This window comes from Candidatus Chloroploca asiatica (assembly GCF_002532075.1).
In the GTDB taxonomy this organism is placed as follows: Bacteria; Chloroflexota; Chloroflexia; order Chloroflexales; family Chloroflexaceae; genus Chloroploca; species Chloroploca asiatica.
The window spans coordinates 15,593-32,388 of record NZ_LYXE01000046.1; the positions used below are offsets into that span (position 1 = coordinate 15,593).

The following is a 16,796-nucleotide window of genomic DNA, read 5'->3' on the forward strand; positions in this document are numbered from 1 at the left end:
ATCTCATCTCATACCACTTACCGTCGCACCACTGGCACATAAATGAATGGACGCTGCAACCCTCCGGGCATCGGCAAGACACGGATGCCCCCTGTGCCCTCGGTAATGCCTCCCGGCCCACGCCCGGGGACCGGTTCGAGATAGGTGGTCAGCAACCGCGCCCATTCGCTCTGACTCGTTTGACTGGCAGGCCGATCAAAGACATACTGTTCAAACAGGGCCTGTTGTTGACCAAGTCGCTCGCCCGAAGGGAAAAAGATCGCGAGACCTCGCGCCTTCGGGAAACTGATGGGAAAGCCCGTTATGCTCTCTCCTGCACTAGCTCGATGTACAAGCACTGGTGTTTTGGTCTCATCCTCAAGCCAGACAACGAGTGTCTCAGCGGCTGTTCGCACCGTATCCGAAGCCGTCTCGATCGCCGCGACCTCAACCGCCAGGCTGTAGAGATCGATCAGCGCATCTTCTTGCGCCGCAATTTGCGCATTCCCTAGATTCAACGCATGAATCAGCCCATTTCCCGATGAGTCATAGCGCTGTGTTTTGGTTAGGGCCTCACGCAACGCAGGGCGCGTCGCTGCACCCGTCGTCGTTAGTTCAGTACGCACTGCGAGGGCAAAGGTCTCAAGCTGGGCAAGCAAGGCTTCGCTGCGACGCAGATCATACGCCACGAGGCTAAATGCTCGTTCCGGTCCTGCCGCCGCTGCGTACGCCTCGACCACACCTGTCGCAACAACTGGTAGCTCGTCACTCCCAGCCCCTTCCAGGATGCTCAGCAACGCTTGCCACGGGGTTATCTGCCACATCTGGTCCGATGAACCAACCATCGCCCGCGCATACGGGGCCGTTGCGGTGAGCACATCGATGCTGCCCATCACTGGGGCCTGATAGATCACCAGGTCAAGCTGGTTAGCGTCGCCCAGCCCCGCTGCGCGATAGGCCGTCTGGAGATCGTCGAGATTGAGGGCGGTTGGGGCTTCACGCTCCCCCGGATGTTCGTCAAGCGCTAGCCACCCCGCCGCCTGGGCTGGGGTGATCAGCAACAGCGCTGTGCGCGTCTCAGGATACCGCGCTCGTCCAGCGGCAATGAAAGCAGCGAGCGTCGCAGGATCGGCACTGTTGATCGCACCACGCGCACGACAATCTGGTGGCGTCTGCGCTGCGTACACGCAGAGTTCGGCCCCCCGGGGGCCATAATAGTCAGCCAGGCTGATCAGGTTGACCTGTGGGTAGGCCGTTGCCAGTGCTGGTAACCAGGCAAGTTGCTGCGCGGGCAACACTCCCCAGGGCAACCGCGTTCGGTCACCGAGCATGTTGTCGCCCGCCAAATAGATCAGCAAGGTCCAGGCTGCGTCGCTCGCTGCACTATCAGGCTCACCTGGCTCAGCCAGAGGAGGCGGATCGAATGGGGCCGCTGGAGCAGGCAACAAGGTAATTGCCCGCTCAGCCTGGCTATAGCCATACTCAACCGTCGGGTTCAGCCGCGGATCGCCCGCATAGATCACCACATACCAGCGGTAACTGCGCCTATAGGTAAAAGCAAAGGCCGGAACGTCAGCAAAACTGGCCGGACTCAACGCAAAGCTCAGGGGTTCACGATCTGCAGCACGCACTGACCCACAGACCTGCACCGGTAAACCGGTTGCAGGATCACCACGCGCCGGATCATAGACACACAGTTGGTGAAAGGTGCCTGCGGTCGCCCGTCCTTGCCAGCGTAGCACGACTGGTGCGGCATCAGTCGCCACTGTTGTCGTATACGAGGCCGGCTCAAGCAGGGTCACCCCGGTGACATCTAGATCAAGCCCGGTTACGCTACCCCCTTCGGCCAGGCTCGTCAGTTGTGGCCCGGCCCAGAAGCCGGTTCGCCCCGGCAGGCGCGGCGGTGCCACAGGCAGATCACGGTACCAGATCTGATACCGACTACCCGTAACCAGCGGCGGCACCCCAACAAAGCGATAGCTCCCATTCGCATCACTCCGCGTACTGGCAAGCACCGCGGATCCCGTCGCATTCGACCGGATCAAGAGCAGCAGGGCGCTCGCGACGCCACCCTCACTCGTGCGCACTTGCCCGGACAGGCTCGTGGCGGGAAAACAGACATTGGCCCGCAGATCGTCAAGCCAGAGTTGCTGCGCCAGCGTCTGATTGGTGCGGATGGTCTGCACCACAAAGACAAAGCGACCACGGCTCCGCAGTTCGGCCAGCACATCGGCATCAAGCACCTCCCACTCGAACAAACGCCAGGTCGCATCATCATCCTGCGCCACCTCACGCGTTTTCACCGTCACCAGGGGCGGCTCGCTCGCCACACCATCCTCCGACGCAAACAAGGCGATCTGCAACTGATCACCAGGGCTGGTTGAACCACGCCCATAACGGTACTGCAGCGCCCCATAGAGTTCAGTTACCCCGGCAGGCAAGGTCACCACCTGCCCCGTCGCCGCCACCGCCTCGGTCGGGGAGAGCAACAGTGCCTGGGCGCCCGAGAAAGGTTCATCGCCGGAAAAGCTCCGCTGAGGTCGATACTCCTTCCACGGCGACACCTCAGCCGCCAGATTCACCTGCGAATCAGCCAGCACCTGGCGACACGTCACGACCGACGACTCGGGCTTCAGTTCACCCTCAAGGATCTGAAGGGCGGAAAAAAACCGGGGAGGACGCGCCTCCGGCACGAAGCGATCAACGCTCTGCTGCGCCTGACCCGGCCCAGCGTGCCCAAGACTCGCCACGAGCACCAAACACATGACCAGCCAGGGCAACCCATAGCGTATACGCCTGGCAAAGGATTGGCCCTGGTGCGCTATAATAGAAGAAGAGCAAAACATAGCTACCCTTTTGTGATGCCTGCCCCATCGGCAACGCATCGGTTGAGAGAGGCCCCATGAGCGAGCTCTATAACCTGACTATTCGTGAAGCCCAGCAAGCCTTTGCGACGGGCGAACTTACATCGGTGGCCTTAACCGAGGCTCTTCTGAAGCGGATCACTGCCCTCGAACCAGCGTTACAGGTCTTTCTAACGACGACAGGCGAGCAGGCGCTCGCCGCCGCCCAAACTGCCGACGCCACACGGACTGCTACGAGTGGGCCATTGCACGGCATTCCTCTCGCGATCAAAGATGTTATCTGTACCGCTGGCGTCCGTACGACCTGCGGCTCGGCGATCCTCGAAAACTTCGTGCCACCCTACAACGCTACGGTCATTGAACGCCTCCAGGCTGCTGGCACCGTCAGTCTTGGCAAGGTCAACTGTGATGAATTTGCGATGGGATCGAGTACCGAGAATAGCGCCTTTCAGGTGACCCGCAACCCCTGGGATACCGAGCGGGTACCGGGTGGCAGCAGTGGTGGGAGCGCTGCCGCCGTTGCTGCGGGCATGGCCCTGGCGAGCCTGGGCACTGATACCGGCGGTTCGATTCGCCAACCCGCTGCCCTCTGTGGGGTCAGTGGCTTGAAACCAACCTATGGCCGGGTGAGTCGCTTTGGCTTGATCGCCTATGGCTCTTCGCTTGACCAGATCGGACCCTTTGCCTGGACTGCCGCCGACATCGCGCTGGTCTTGCAGGCGATCGCCGGTCACGACCCGCGTGACGGGACGAGCGCCACAGTCCCCGTCCCCGACTATCAAGCAGGGTTGACCGGTGATCTGCGTGGGCTGCGGGTGGGTGTGCCACGTGAGTATTTTGTCGAGGGAATGGAACCTGGGGTTGAACAGGCTACCCGTGAAGCAATTGCCGTGTTGCGCGACCAGGGGGCTGAGGTTATTGAATTGTCATTGCCGCATACAAAATATGCCTTGCCAACATATTATATCGTTGCCCCCGCCGAAGCAAGTGCCAATCTTGCCCGCTATGACGGTGTCCGCTACGGCCCCCGCGAGGCAGGCACCTCGATGTGGGAAGAGATCGAACTGACCCGCGGGCGTCGCTTTGGGGCCGAGGTACGCCGACGCATTATGCTTGGCACCTATGCACTTTCGGCGGGCTACTATGATGCCTACTATAAACGGGCGCAACAGGTGCGCACGTTGATCAAACGCGATTTTGAGCAGGCCTTTGCCCAGGTTGATCTGCTGGCAACACCGACCTCACCAACCGTGGCCTTCAAAGTCGGCCAGAAGCTCGATGATCCGCTGACGATGTACCTGAGCGATGTCTGTACCCTGCCGATTAACCTTGCCGGCGTGCCTGGTCTCGTGGTGCCCTGTGGCTTCAGCGAGGATCTGCCGGTGGGGCTGCAATTGATTGGCCGCCCCTTTGAAGAAGCAACGCTGCTGCGTGCCGGTGATGCCTATCAACAGGTCACAACCTGGCATACCCGTCGCCCGTCGCTCGTCTCGTAGGCGTTTCTATGCATCCAACCCTCGGTGGTCTGCGCGAAGCGGCGCTCACCCTGACCTACAATCTCTTTCTGGTTGCCCGCACGGCCAGCCGTGTTGTCACCCGCCCGACCCAGATCGGGGTGCGCGTGCTCGTGCCCCAGGGCGACCGGGTCCTGCTGGTGCGCCATCGCGGTGGGCGCTGGCCGTGGGCGCTGCCTGGTGGTGGGGCCGACGCCGGCGAGAGCCTTGAACACACCGCTCGCCGTGAATTGCGCGAAGAGGCTGGATGTCACGGCGAGGTAGCCTACCTCCACGGTCTCTTTCATAATTTTAGCGAAGGCATGAACAACTTGATTGCTGTCTTTGTCTGTCACACCAACGAGGTGCCCCACCCGCCTGCCGGCGATCTCGAGATTGTTGAGGCTCGCTTCTTTCTCTATCGTGATCTGCCCACCAACCTTGATCCTGGCAGTCGCGAACGGATCGCCGAATATCGCCGAGGCGAACGGGGTATGTACCGAGACTGGTAGGAAGAATCTATGCCGTATACACCTATTGTCGGAACCCTGGGCTATGTCCTTTCGCCTGACCAGCAGCAGGTCTTGCTGGTGCATCGCAATGCGCGCCCTGACGATCTGCACCTCGGCAAGTATAATGGACTTGGGGGCAAACTTGATCCCCACGAGGATGTTGTCGCCGGGATGCGCCGCGAATTGCGCGAAGAGGCGAGCATCGAGGCGCTCGAGCTTACCCTGCGCGGTACGATCAGTTGGCCGGGCTTTGGCAAAAACGGCGAGGACTGGCTCGGCTTTATCTTCCTCATCACCCGCTTTACCGGCGAACCGCCAGCCAGTAATGTGGAAGGTGCGCTCGAGTGGGTTCCGCTCACGCGCCTGCTCGCCCTGGATCTCCCGCTCTGGCCCGGGGATCATTTCTTTCTCCCCCTCGTCTTTAGTTCCGATCCCCGCCAGTTTCACGGCGTCATGCCTTATGATCAAGGCCAACCGGTACGCTGGGACTACACCTTGATATAAATTTCTTTTGCTGGTAATAAAGGCCAGCATAGCTGGTTTTTTACCAGCAACGTTGCTTGAAGGAGAAGCTTTTTTGGATGGAATGGTCGTGTTTATCCTTGTGGTTGGCGCCTTGAGTCTGCTTGCCCTCACGGTCTGGATGCTCAATCGGGCCTGGGGCGAGAATTTCCCCGGCTCTGGCGGGACACTCCCCTCCGAGTTGCTTGACCAGTATCAGGTGACGACGAGCCATCGCCCCCAAATCAAGCCTGCCCCGCACGATGATGACCTGAGTTCGTGGTGGGCTGACGACGACGATGAGCAGACCCAGGGACCCGCTGGAAGTCCGACCAGCGAGATGGTTGAGATTACCCATACGGCAGTGCGCCAGGCAATCGTGACGTCACTCGAACGGGGAGGCAGTCCGTATGCGACCTTTTTTGTCCAGGATGCCGATAAGGTCTATCTGGCCCTGTACCGCATTCACGATCCCGCCCAGCGTGCCACTGCTCAGCGTGTGGTCGAGGGGCTTAATGAGGGGCGCCTCAACGCCTTTTCGCTGATGGAGACCCTCCGTCATCTGCGACCCGGACAGTAGCAAGGAGCTAGCATGCTTGATATCAAGGTTATCCGTGAACAACCCGCTTATGTCAAAGAACAACTGGCCCGTTTTCAAGTGGATGCGGCCATTGTTGACCAGGTGCTCGGCTATGACGAGCGGCGCCGTACGCTCTTGCGCGAAGTCGAGGATCTGAAAGCGCTGCGCAATAGTGTCTCGAAAGAGATCAGCACGTTGAAGGATGCCGACTCCCGTGAAACCAAAATTCGCGAGATGCGCACGGTCGGTGACCGCATCAGTCTGCTCGATAAAGAAGTCGCCCAGGTCGAACAAGAGCAGCAAGCGGCCATGCTCGAGATCCGCAATCTGCCGCATCCCGATGTGCCCGATGGGGCTGATGATACCGCCAATCCGGTCATCGCACAGGAGGGCGAAGAGCGTCAGTTAGGTTTTGCGGCCAAGCCCCATTGGGAACTGGTCGAGGCCCTGGGGATCGTCAATTTCGAGCAGGGTGTCAAACTCGCTGGTTCGCGGTTCTATGTCATGCGCGGCCTCGGGGCCAGGTTGCAGCGGGCGACGATCCAGTGGTTGCTCGATCTCCACCTGGGCCAGGGCTACGAAGAGGTCTACACCCCCTTTGTCGTCAAAGAGGCGGCACTCTGGGCGGCGGGGCAATTGCCCAAGTTCCGCGATAATCTCTATCGCGATGAAGAATCGGGCCTATGGCTCGTGCCGACCGCCGAGGTGCCCATAACAAGCCTCTATGCCGATGAGATTCTGGATGCTTCGAGGTTGCCGATCTATCACGTCGCCTACACGCCCTGCTTCCGTAAAGAACAGTTGAGCGCCGGGCGCGATGTGCGCGGGATGAAACGGGGGCACCAGTTTGATAAGGTCGAAATGTATATGTTTACCTTCCCCGACCAGAGCTACGCTGCCCTCGAGAAGTTGCGCAGCGATGCCGAAGAATGCTGTCGGTTGCTGGGCCTGCCCTTCCGCACCAAGATTCTCTGCACCGGCGATATTGGCTTTGGGGCGGCCAAAACCTACGATATCGAAGTTTGGGCACCCGGTCAGGGCGAATGGCTAGAAGTCAGTTCCTGCTCGAATGTCGAGGCGTTCCAGGCCCGCCGTGCCAATCTGCGCTATCGGCCCGAACCAGGGGCCAAACCCGAGTACCTGCATACGCTGAATGGCTCGGGCCTGGGTCTGCCGCGGACGATTATCGCGATCATGGAAAATTACCAGCAAGAAGACGGCAGCATCGTCGTGCCCGAGGTGCTGCGGCCCTATATGGGTGGCTGCGAGGTCATTAAATAAGGCCGTTGCGGATATTAGATTGGGGTGCTGGTCAACGGGAATGGGTCTACCCTATGCGGATTGCGATCATTGGGGCCGGCGCGATCGGCGGCGTTTTTGCATGGTACCTCGCGCCGCACTGCGATCTAGTCATTGTTGATCAATGGGCCGACCATGTGGCAGCGCTGAACCGCGACGGTTTGCACTGCGAGCGCGACGGGGTCACCAAGGCGCGACGCGTACGCGCCGTGAGCGACCCCGCCCTGGCTTTTCCCGCCCAACTTGCCCTGGTGCTTGTCAAAGCGCACCAGACAACCTGGGCCGCCGAGGCGTGTGCCGCAGCGCTGGCTCCCGATGGCCTTGCTTACACGCTCCAGAATGGTCTGGGCAACCACGAAGTGCTTGCCGCCGAACTTGGTGCAACACGGGTGGGGCAGGGTGTCACCACGCTAGGCGGCACCCTGCTGGGGCCGGGGCGCGTCCGGCACGCCGGGATGGGCGCGACAACCTTGAGCCTCACGCCAAACTCGGCGCAGGCCAACGCGCTCGCCGATCTGCTCAACCAGGCGGGGTTGCCCACGAGCATCACGGGGGACCTTGACACCCTGATCTGGGGCAAACTGATCGTCAACGTCGGTATCAACGCCATCACGGCGCTGCTGCGCGTCCGCAACGGCGTACTCGCTGAAAACAGCGCGGCCCGCAGCCTGCTCGGGGCCGTCGTCACCGAAGCGGTGGGCGTCGCCGCGGCCCAGGGCATCACGCTGCCCTACACCGACACGGTTGCGCATGTCCTCCAGGTCGCCCGCGCCACCGCCGCGAACCAATCGTCGATGCTACAAGATCGGCTGCGCGGTGCCCCCACCGAAATCGCCACGATCAACGGCGCCATCGTCGCCCTCGGCGCAAAGCTCGGCATCCCAACGCCATACAATGCCACGCTGGTGGCGCTGATCACCGCCCTAGAGACCTCGCAAGGCGAGGGGGGTTGACGAGTCGTTCACGACGACAGCAGATGCGCGGCGCAGCACAGGGGAACGTGGGTGTAAATGGTATAATCGCGGTGGAGTAGGTATAGGTGGCAGAATCAAGGAGAGACCTTGTGTCTATCAACAGGCGCAGCCTCATAAAGCTATTACCCGCTGCAATAGCCAGTAGTTTGCTTGTGAATCAGCCGCCTGTTCCTCTCCGTGCTACTTCAACACATTCTCCTCGTATCGCCAGACACTATCAAGGGACAAACTTGTCAGGATGGGAAGTCACTCTGGGTGATGCTCTGTATGTACGCCCTGGAGAATGCCCTGTAACTCTGCGCGACATTGAGACGGTGCATGAACCTGCTCATAGTGAACTTCGGGCCAATCTTCAGCGTCGCATCATCTTGGTGCATAACATTACGTTCAAACAGATGATCAACAACGAAGCCATGCATTTTATTCACACATGTATCTTTAAATTTCGTCTTCCGTACTTGCCCACTACCGATGTTAATGCCGATCTGAATGCTCAGACGTTCGAAGGTGGAATTTTTGTGTGGGATGGAAGTCAAACACGGTTAGACTATGGGATGGCCTTCCAGTGGGGGCTGAATCCTTGGATTGAAGGTGAGCATGTGGGGGCCTTTGGCGTCATGAGTTCTTGGACTACTACGCATGATGATGATGGTACGTGGAGAGCTGTGGGCCACCTCACTCCCGACACCGAATGGCATGAAGTGAAAATGGTCGTCAATTATCCAGGGCAGACAACTGCGCTGTGGGTTGACAACAAACACTATGGCACGCAGTTCACCAGTATTCCGAAGCCCGACACGTGGGGCACCGAGATTGCTGCACGATTTCAGGTGGAAATCATCAGCATTTATCCTGAACCGACTGGATTACGTGCGATGCATCAAGCCCAGGTTAAGGATTGGTCTTGGACGTGGAAGCGGGCGCATGGTGTCTTTTTACCTACCATCCGCAAATAGTCGCGCTGGGCATACCTCAGTTTTCGGCACCACACGTCGGCAACTGATTCGTAGTCTGGGAACCAAGTCTCCCGAGACCCCTCAGTCAGGCTTGACAAGTATTTTTGATATATGCTAAACTAAATTTTAGGTAAGCCAAAATTTGAAAAGATGAGGTGGAGCGTAACCCTATGTTGATGCGTATGCTTAGTCTGATCGTTGTTGCTATTATTTTCCTTGCTGCCTGTGGGCCTGCCGCTGACGTTGCGCCACCCGCGACCGATGGGGCGGCTTCGCCCCTCAGGGTGGTCGCAACGACCCAGCAAATTGCCGATATGGTTCAGAATATCGCCCAGGATCGGGTTGAACTTACGACGTTGCTCGGGCCAGGCCTTGATCCGCACTCGTATGTTGCCACCGAGGGTGATTTGCAGACCTTTCAACAGGCCGATCTGATCCTTTACAACGGTCTGCAACTCGAAGCACAGCTCGAGCGGGTGCTGAAGCAGATCGGTGAACGGGGGCAGGTGCGTACCGTCGCTGTGGCCGAGCAACTTGATGCCCAGCTCCTGCTACAGTGGGAGCCAGAAGAGGGCAAGCCGTATGATCCTCATATCTGGAATGATGTCCAGCTCTGGATCAAGGTGACCGACATCGTTCGGGATACCCTGAGTGAACTTGATCCTGACAATGCAGCGTTGTATGCAGCAAATACCGCTGCGTATGTCACTGAACTCGAAGCGCTCCATACCTACTTGCTGGCCGAGGTCGAGCGCATTCCCGAGACCCAGCGCATCCTGGTGACAGCGCATGATGCCTTCGGCTACCTTGGTCATGCCTACGGGCTGGCGGTTGAGGCGGTGCAGGGGATCAGCACCACCAGCGAAGCGAGCGTTGGTGACATCCAGGCGCTGGCTACGCTCATCGTGGAGCGCAACGTCCCGGCGATTTTCGTTGAGTCAACGATTTCACCGCGTACCATCGAAGCCGTGCAGCAGGCCGTGCGTGCCCAGGGCCGTGAAGTTGCCATTGGCGGCGAGCTCTACTCTGATGCGATGGGCGAACCAGGCACGCCTACCGGGACATACATTGGCATGATGCGTCACAATATGGATACGATTGTGGCCGCACTTGCCCAGTAAGCGCTGTTCTCTGTTGGTGCATTGAAAAAAGCCAGCGTAGCTGGCTTTTTTCAATGCACCAACGCTGAGGCGGCAACCTGCGCCCCTGTGCGTGAAACGTGGGGGGCAACAACGTTTATCTAGACAGAATGTTACGGCAATTCTGGGCCTACAAGCCCCTATCCGCGATGCATTTTGGTATAATACGCCTATGCCTACCTTGACGATTGATGGTACGCGCATCTATGCGCGCGAAGAGGGGCCGCGAACAGGCCAGATCTGCCTACTGATCCACGGCTGGTCAAGTTCGTGGTATGCGATGTCGCCGCTGTTGCCTATTCTCAGCCGGCGTTTTCATTGTCTTGCCGTTGATCTGCCTGGTTATGGCAATTCCGAACGTCTCCCGACGCGTACCACGATCATGCGTTATGTCGATCTGTTGGCGAAACTCGTTCAGGAATTTACCGATAGCCCAGTTACCCTCGTGGGCCATTCGATGGGGGGGATGATCAGCATCACTATGGCGCTGCGCTATCCTCAGCTGATCGATCGCATGGTGCTGCTTGCCCCAACGATCAGTGGGCAACTCTCGGCGTGGATTACCTATGCGATTGCGCCAATTACGATGCTCGAGCGCCATACGATTGCCGATCGCCTGGTTTCGGCGCTGGAGCCGTCGTTGTTGCGCATTACGGATCGTTTGATGCGCCCTGCCTCGTTTGCCGAACGGAGTGCGATTAGCGAGGCTGATTATCTTCGGTTGCGGGCCGATGCGCGCCGTCCGGGGCAGGGTCGTGTGCGCGCCGAGTGTTATACTGCGATGCGCGACAATGATCTCCGTGGCCGCTTGCGCAACTTGGAAACGCCGGCCCTGGTCATCTGGGGGGCCGAGGATAATACTGTTCCCCTGCGTGATGCCGGGGTTGTCGCCGATGAGTGGGTTGGCGCTGATTTGCGTATTGTGCCCAAGGCCGGTCATTGGCCACAGTTCGAGACGCCTGAGTTCACCTGGCGCATGCTGGCCTCCTACCTGGCGTTGCCCCTCATTACGACGCGCCTGGAGGACTCGACGACCTCGGCGGTCATTACGAGCGAAGTGGCTGCTTTTCTCGCCAACTCGGATCTTGGCACTGGTTTGAGTCTCGCGCAGCGTACGCGTCTGGCTGGTCTGATGCGCCGACGCGTCCATCAAGCCGGGGTAATGGTGGCTGAAGCTGATGAAGCCTGCACCGATCTCTATCTGATCCAGGATGGCTCGGTCGAAGTCTGGACAAGTGCCGTTGATGAACATAGCCCACCGCGCCAGCTTGCGACGGTCTTGCGCGGCCAACTCACCGGTGAAATGGCCCTGATTGATGGGGGGCGCCGGAGTGCAGCGCTGCGGGCTGGGTCAGATGGGGCCGTGGTGCTGGTGTTGCAGCGTGAACAGTTGCGTGCGCTGGTCGAAGATGATCCGGCCCTCGGCAATGCCGTTGTCTGGAACCTAGCCTCGTCGCTGGCGTTGCGTTTGCGCCTCGCGAATTTCCAGATGCAAATGCTGGCCACACAACTGCAAGGTGGTGTGGTTGGCGAGACAGTATGAAGTGTAGGGCTAGCTCAGCCGAGGAAGAGTGCATGAAGATCGGGATGACAGAGCGGATCGCTTCTGTACGCACAGCGGGCCTGGTGACCGGAGACGTAGTGGCTTTTCTAGTTTTTGCGGCGCTTGGGCGGGGGAGCCACGGTCTCGCAAATGGCCCGGAAGCGCTGATTGAGGTTGCGCGTACCGCCGCGCCCTTTCTGGCTGGCTGGCTCGTGGTGGCACCGCTGGTTGGTGCCTATAGCCGTGCTTCCACCTCGGATGTTGGTGGGATGCTCCGTACGACCCTGCTCGGTTGGAGTGGCGGCATTATCATCGGTTCACTGGTGCGTGCGGCGATGATCGGGCGTTTTAGCCCGCTCTCATTCTATGTCGTCACCTTTCTTGCCGCGCTAATCCTTGTCGGTGGCTGGCGAACGATCTTTGCCCTGATCGAACGCCGTTAGAGTCTTTTGGCTCGCACAAACAGGCCAGCAAAGCTGGCCTGTTTGTGCGAGCCGTCTCTTTTACAGGATCTGGCTCAAGAAGAGCTTGGTGCGTTCGTGGCGCGGGTTAGTGAAGAAGTGTTCGGGGGTACCCTCTTCGACAATCTGGCCGCGATCCATAAAGACAACGCGGTCGGCCACTTCGCGGGCAAAGCCCATTTCGTGGGTGACACAGATCATCGTGATGCCCTCACTTGCGAGCGTCTTCATCACATCGAGCACCTCTTTGACCATCTCGGGATCTAGCGCCGAAGTTGGCTCATCAAAGAGGATAATGCGCGGATCCATGGCGAGCACGCGGGCGATGGCAACGCGCTGCTGCTGCCCACCCGAAAGCTGTCCAGGGAATTTCAGGGCCTGTTCGACGATGCCGACGCGTTCGAGCAGTTCGAGCGCCCGCTGCTCACTCTCTTTGCGCGTCTTTTTGCGCACCCAGACTGGGGCGAGGGTCACATTTTGCAGCACCGTCAGGTGAGGAAAGAGATTGAACTGTTGAAAGACCATCCCGACTTCGCGGCGAATGGCATCGATATTGCGAATATCGTTACTCATCTCGATCCCATCAACAATAATCCGACCCTGCTGATGTTCTTCCAGACGATTGATCGTGCGAATGAAGGTACTCTTGCCGCTACCCGAAGGACCGCAGACAACCACGACTTCACCTTTCTTCACCCGGATCGAAACATCGTGGAGTGCACGAAAATCACCAAACCATTTACTTACATTCTCGCAAACGATAATATCTTCACTGCTATCACTCATCTTGCACCTCTATTCAGATTCGCCTCGATCTGGCGAGAGCTACGTGACATCGTAAAGCTAAAGATCCAGTAGATCACCGCGACGACAAAGAAGGTCTCGCGCCAGACGCCACCGGGGAAGCCGAGCCATTCAGGTTGCGTATTGATCGCACGGGCAACGCCAAGCAGATCGAGCAGACCAATGATCGCCACGAGTGAGGTGTCCTTAAAGAGCGAGATGAACTGCCCAACGAGCACCGGAATAACCGCTTTGAGGGCCTGCGGCAGGGTGATCAGCAGCGTTGTCTTCACCACATTGAGGCCGAGCGCACGAGCGGCTTCAACCTGACCTTTGGGGATCGACTGGAGGCCACCGCGCACATTTTCGGCGAGGTAAGCGGCACTAAAGAGCGTCACCGCGACCACCGCACGCACGACCGCATCAATGCGTACTTCCGAGGGCAAAAAGAGGGGCAGCATCAACTGGGCCATAAAGAGCACGGTAATGAGCGGGACACCACGGATCAGTTCAATATAGACCACACAGAAGAACTTCACCACGGGCAGATTGCTACGTCGACCGAGGGCGAGCAAGACTCCAAGGGGGAACGAGAGCACAATGCCGCTGACTGCCAGCAACATGGTGAGCATCAAGCCACCCCAGAGGTTGGTTGGCACGGTGGTACCGCCAAAGCCCTGGAGGATCAGGATAATCGTGGGGTAGGCCAAAAACCAACCGGCAATAATCGGCCAGCGCAACCGCTCACCGCCTGCGCGTCCCGCCGCATAAGCCCCACCGACCAGCACCGCAATACCCACGAGCACGAGTTCAGTCGTCAGTGGGGCGGGCGGATTTGCCGGGGGCAACTGCGTCCACAGGGCCGTCAGCACAAGCATCATCCCAGCAAAGCCGATTGTCAGCGCCTGTGCAATCCCGCGCCAGACGCCACCGCTGAGGCCGAGGAGGAGCCCTACGAGGGCGAGGGCCAATTGCGGGCGCCACAACTCAGCCGCAGGATAACGACCAACCAGGATCAGACGTCCATTGGAAGCGGCCGCGATCCAGCCCTCGGTGGTAAAGGCCCACTGGAAGAAACCGGTGACAACCTGAAAGACGATCACCAGCAAGACGATCGAAATCAGCGAGTTGTACCAGGTACTGAAGAGATTTTTACGCAGCCAGCCAGGAACATCAATCCCTGGTTGGGGCGCACGGGTCTGACTCTGGGAAACCTCAGTTGCCATGCTACTCCCTAACGCTCGACGAGCTGAATGCGCTTGTTATACCAGTTCATAAACAACGACGTCACCAGGCTGACCGTGAGATACGCCGCCATCACCATCATAATCACCGGCACGGTCTGGCCGGTCTGGTTGAGGGTTGTGCCGGCAATCGAGAAGAGGTCAGGATAGCCAACGGCGACAGCGAGGCTACTATTTTTGGTCAGATTCAAGTACTGACTGGTCATCGGCGGGATCATAATGCGCAGGGCCTGGGGGAAAATGACCAGACGCAGCGTCTGCCCAGGGGTAAGACCCAGGGCACGTGCGGCTTCACGTTGCCCCTTATTCACTGCCTGAATGCCGCTACGCACAATTTCACCGATAAAAACCGAGGTGTAAATGACCAGGCCCGCCAGGAGGGCGGCAAAGCCAGGTGTAAGCCCGATGCCACCGACGAAATTAAAGCGCTGTAGCTCAGGGATCGAGAGGCTCAGGGGCCACTCGCCATTGGTGAGGCCGACAAAGAGATAGCCAATGGTAACGATGGCACCGGCAAGCAAAAAAGCCTGCGGCATTGCGACACCGGGGCGGTCGCGGCGGGCAAACTGGATGCGGCGCACCACATAAAAGGCAATGCCTGCCAGCAGACCAAGCCAGAGCCACGGAACCCAGGCGCCAAAGTCACTGCCTGTTTCGGGCCATGCCATCGTGACCCCGCGGTTATGTAAATAAATCAGCCCAAAAATACTGATACTATCTTGCTGCCGCGGAAAGGTCTGGGTCAGGGCAAGCCACATAAAGAGTTGCAGCAAGAGCGGTACGTTGCGCACAATTTCGACATAGACCGTGGCAACATTGCGCAACAGCCAGTTTTCGGAAAGGCGGCTGATGCCCAGAATGATTCCGATAATGGTGGCGAGGATGACCCCTGCGATGGCGACCCGGATCGTGTTGAGTACCCCAATAAGCAACGCATAGCCATACGTATTGCTTGGGTCGTAGGCAATAACACTTTCACCAATCGAGAAACTTGCTGGTTGCGAGAGAAAAGCAAAACTTGGGAGGAGATTTGCCTGGCGAAGCCCGGCCATCATCGTCGTGTAGAAAAACCAGAGCACACCTACGACAAGGACGACAAAGAGTACCTGAAACAAAATAGCCAGAATGCGCGTGTCGCGCCAGAAGGGGATGGTTGTCTTTTGCACTGGTGGCGCAGCAGTTGCCATCGATTGCTCCTCTCACATCATAAAGAGTGGCCCGTCTGCCAACGCAGACGGGCCGAGGGGCTTTCTAGCGGAAGGGCGGTGAGTAGAGCAACCCACCATCGGTGTAGAGCGCGTTCTGGCCGCGGGGCAGGTTGAACGGCGTCTCGGGGCCAAGGTTCTGGTTATAGATCTCTTCGTAGTTGCCAACATTGCTAATGATGCGGGCAGCGAAGTCATTGGGCAGACCAATGCCCTGACCAAGCTCACCCTCGACGCCAAGGAAGCGGCGAATGTCGGGGTTGTCACTGCTCAGGAAGTCGCCAATGTTCTCGGAAGTGATGCCGAATTCCTCAGCCTGAATGGTCGCGAGCACGATCCAGTTGATTGCATCGGCCCACTGCGCATCGCCCTGCAACACGGAAGGTGCAAGCGGCTCCTTCGACATGGTCACGTCGAGGATCTTGTGGTCGGCCGGCACAGCCAGCTTGGTCTGATAGCTCACCAAGCCCGACTTGTCGGTGGTGAAGCCGTCACACTGACCGGCATCGTAGGCGGCAGCCGTCTGGTCGGCATCCTCAAACACCTGCGGGGTGAAGTTCACACCGATGGCGCGGAAGTTGTCAGCCAGGTTCAACTCGGTGGTCGTCCCACTCTGCACACAGATGGTGGCACCCTCCATGTCCTCCAGGGTTTCGATGCCGCTGTCGATACGTACCATCATGCCCTGGCCGTCGTAGAAGGTCACGGGGCCAAAGTCAAGGCCGACCGACCCATCGCGGGTCAGCGTCCAGGTCGTGTTGCGGATCAGCACGTCGACCTCACCCGTCTGCACCGCAGTGAACCGCTCCTGGGCGGTCAGCGGGCGGAACTGAACGGCGGTGGGATCATCGAAGAGAGCGGCGGCAACAGCGCGGCAGAAGTCAACATCGAAACCGCTGAACTCGCCAGCGCTATCAACGTTGCCAAAGCCAGGCAATACCTGGTTGACACCACAGATCAACTCACCACGGGTAAGAATGGTCTGGATGCGCCCACCAGCGGTTGGCTGCTGGGTCTCACCGCCAGCGGGCGGGGCCGTGGTCGCGGGCGGGGCCTCGGTAGCTGTCGGCGCCGCCGTATCAGCGGGGGCTGCCGGTGCCGACGTATCGGCGGGAGCGGGCGAGGCCGGGGCCTGGGGAGTTTGTCCACCACACGCTGCCAGAATCATGGCAAGCGCTCCGACGAGAACGATCAGAAGCTGTCGTTTCATTTGGTCTCCTGTCCCTTAACATATGCTCTACGCAGTGACTCGGCATTGAAACG

General features: G+C 58.9%; 15 protein-coding genes. 10 read left to right on the plus strand and 5 right to left on the minus strand.

Annotation, left to right across the window (positions count from 1 at the left end; genetic code table 11):
* Positions 1-17: 17 nt before the first annotated feature.
* On the minus strand, positions 18-2,744 hold the full coding sequence (locus A9Q02_RS04080; protein ID WP_172450612.1) for a clostripain-related cysteine peptidase: 2,727 nt from the start codon (positions 2,742-2,744) through the stop codon (positions 18-20).
* A gap of 137 nt (positions 2,745-2,881) precedes the next feature.
* Between A9Q02_RS04080 and gatA the strand changes: the two genes are divergently transcribed.
* The 10 genes from gatA to A9Q02_RS04130 all read left to right on the plus strand — a co-directional run bounded on the left by gatA (position 2,882) and on the right by A9Q02_RS04130 (position 12,283).
* Positions 2,882-4,339 (plus strand): Asp-tRNA(Asn)/Glu-tRNA(Gln) amidotransferase subunit GatA, encoded by a 1,458-nt coding sequence (gene gatA / locus A9Q02_RS04085; protein WP_097651085.1) that lies wholly within the window; start codon positions 2,882-2,884, stop codon positions 4,337-4,339.
* 8 nt (positions 4,340-4,347) lie between these two features.
* The gene (locus A9Q02_RS04090) at positions 4,348-4,848 is read left to right on the plus strand and encodes an NUDIX domain-containing protein (RefSeq protein ID WP_097651086.1); all 501 of its coding nucleotides are present in this window, start codon (positions 4,348-4,350) and stop codon (positions 4,846-4,848) included.
* Positions 4,849-4,857: 9 nt separating this feature from the next.
* The gene (locus tag A9Q02_RS04095) at positions 4,858-5,352 is read left to right on the plus strand and encodes an NUDIX hydrolase (RefSeq protein WP_097651087.1); all 495 of its coding nucleotides are present in this window, start codon (positions 4,858-4,860) and stop codon (positions 5,350-5,352) included.
* 73 nt (positions 5,353-5,425) lie between these two features.
* A complete protein-coding gene (locus tag A9Q02_RS04100; RefSeq protein WP_141508693.1) occupies positions 5,426-5,929 on the plus strand; it encodes a hypothetical protein in 504 nt (167 codons plus the stop codon).
* A 12-nt stretch (positions 5,930-5,941) separates the two neighbouring features.
* Entirely contained in the window at positions 5,942-7,210 is a 1,269-nt protein-coding gene (gene serS, locus A9Q02_RS04105; protein ID WP_097651089.1) for a serine--tRNA ligase, read from the plus strand.
* Between the two features lie 53 nt (positions 7,211-7,263).
* On the plus strand, positions 7,264-8,181 hold the full coding sequence (locus tag A9Q02_RS04110; RefSeq protein ID WP_097651090.1) for a ketopantoate reductase family protein: 918 nt from the start codon (positions 7,264-7,266) through the stop codon (positions 8,179-8,181).
* A gap of 110 nt (positions 8,182-8,291) precedes the next feature.
* Complete coding sequence (locus A9Q02_RS04115) at positions 8,292-9,158, plus strand: hypothetical protein (protein WP_141508695.1); 867 nt, start codon at positions 8,292-8,294, stop codon at positions 9,156-9,158.
* A gap of 170 nt (positions 9,159-9,328) precedes the next feature.
* Entirely contained in the window at positions 9,329-10,279 is a 951-nt protein-coding gene (locus A9Q02_RS04120) for a metal ABC transporter solute-binding protein, Zn/Mn family (RefSeq protein ID WP_097651092.1), read from the plus strand.
* 190 nt (positions 10,280-10,469) lie between these two features.
* Positions 10,470-11,840, plus strand: coding sequence for an alpha/beta fold hydrolase (locus A9Q02_RS04125; RefSeq protein ID WP_097651093.1), 1,371 nt, complete (start codon positions 10,470-10,472; stop codon positions 11,838-11,840).
* Between the two features lie 32 nt (positions 11,841-11,872).
* Positions 11,873-12,283 carry a DUF3054 domain-containing protein gene (locus A9Q02_RS04130; protein ID WP_172450615.1) on the plus strand — a complete coding sequence of 137 codons (411 nt, stop codon included), beginning with the start codon at positions 11,873-11,875 and terminating at the stop codon, positions 12,281-12,283.
* A 60-nt stretch (positions 12,284-12,343) separates the two neighbouring features.
* Here A9Q02_RS04130 and A9Q02_RS04135 read toward each other — a convergent pair whose 3' ends face one another.
* The 4 genes from A9Q02_RS04135 to A9Q02_RS04150 form a co-directional block, all read right to left on the minus strand.
* Complete coding sequence (locus A9Q02_RS04135) at positions 12,344-13,087, minus strand: amino acid ABC transporter ATP-binding protein (RefSeq protein ID WP_097651095.1); 744 nt, start codon at positions 13,085-13,087, stop codon at positions 12,344-12,346.
* Positions 13,084-14,310 carry an amino acid ABC transporter permease gene (locus A9Q02_RS04140; RefSeq protein ID WP_097651096.1) on the minus strand — a complete coding sequence of 409 codons (1,227 nt, stop codon included), beginning with the start codon at positions 14,308-14,310 and terminating at the stop codon, positions 13,084-13,086. The genes A9Q02_RS04135 and A9Q02_RS04140 overlap by 4 nt, the downstream gene beginning before the upstream one ends.
* An 8-nt stretch (positions 14,311-14,318) precedes the next feature.
* Positions 14,319-15,515 carry an amino acid ABC transporter permease gene (locus A9Q02_RS04145; protein WP_097651097.1) on the minus strand — a complete coding sequence of 399 codons (1,197 nt, stop codon included), beginning with the start codon at positions 15,513-15,515 and terminating at the stop codon, positions 14,319-14,321.
* A gap of 64 nt (positions 15,516-15,579) precedes the next feature.
* Positions 15,580-16,743, minus strand: a complete 1,164-nt coding sequence (locus A9Q02_RS04150) for an amino acid ABC transporter substrate-binding protein (protein WP_097651098.1) — start codon at positions 16,741-16,743, stop codon at positions 15,580-15,582.
* Between the last annotated feature and the right edge of the window lie 53 nt (positions 16,744-16,796).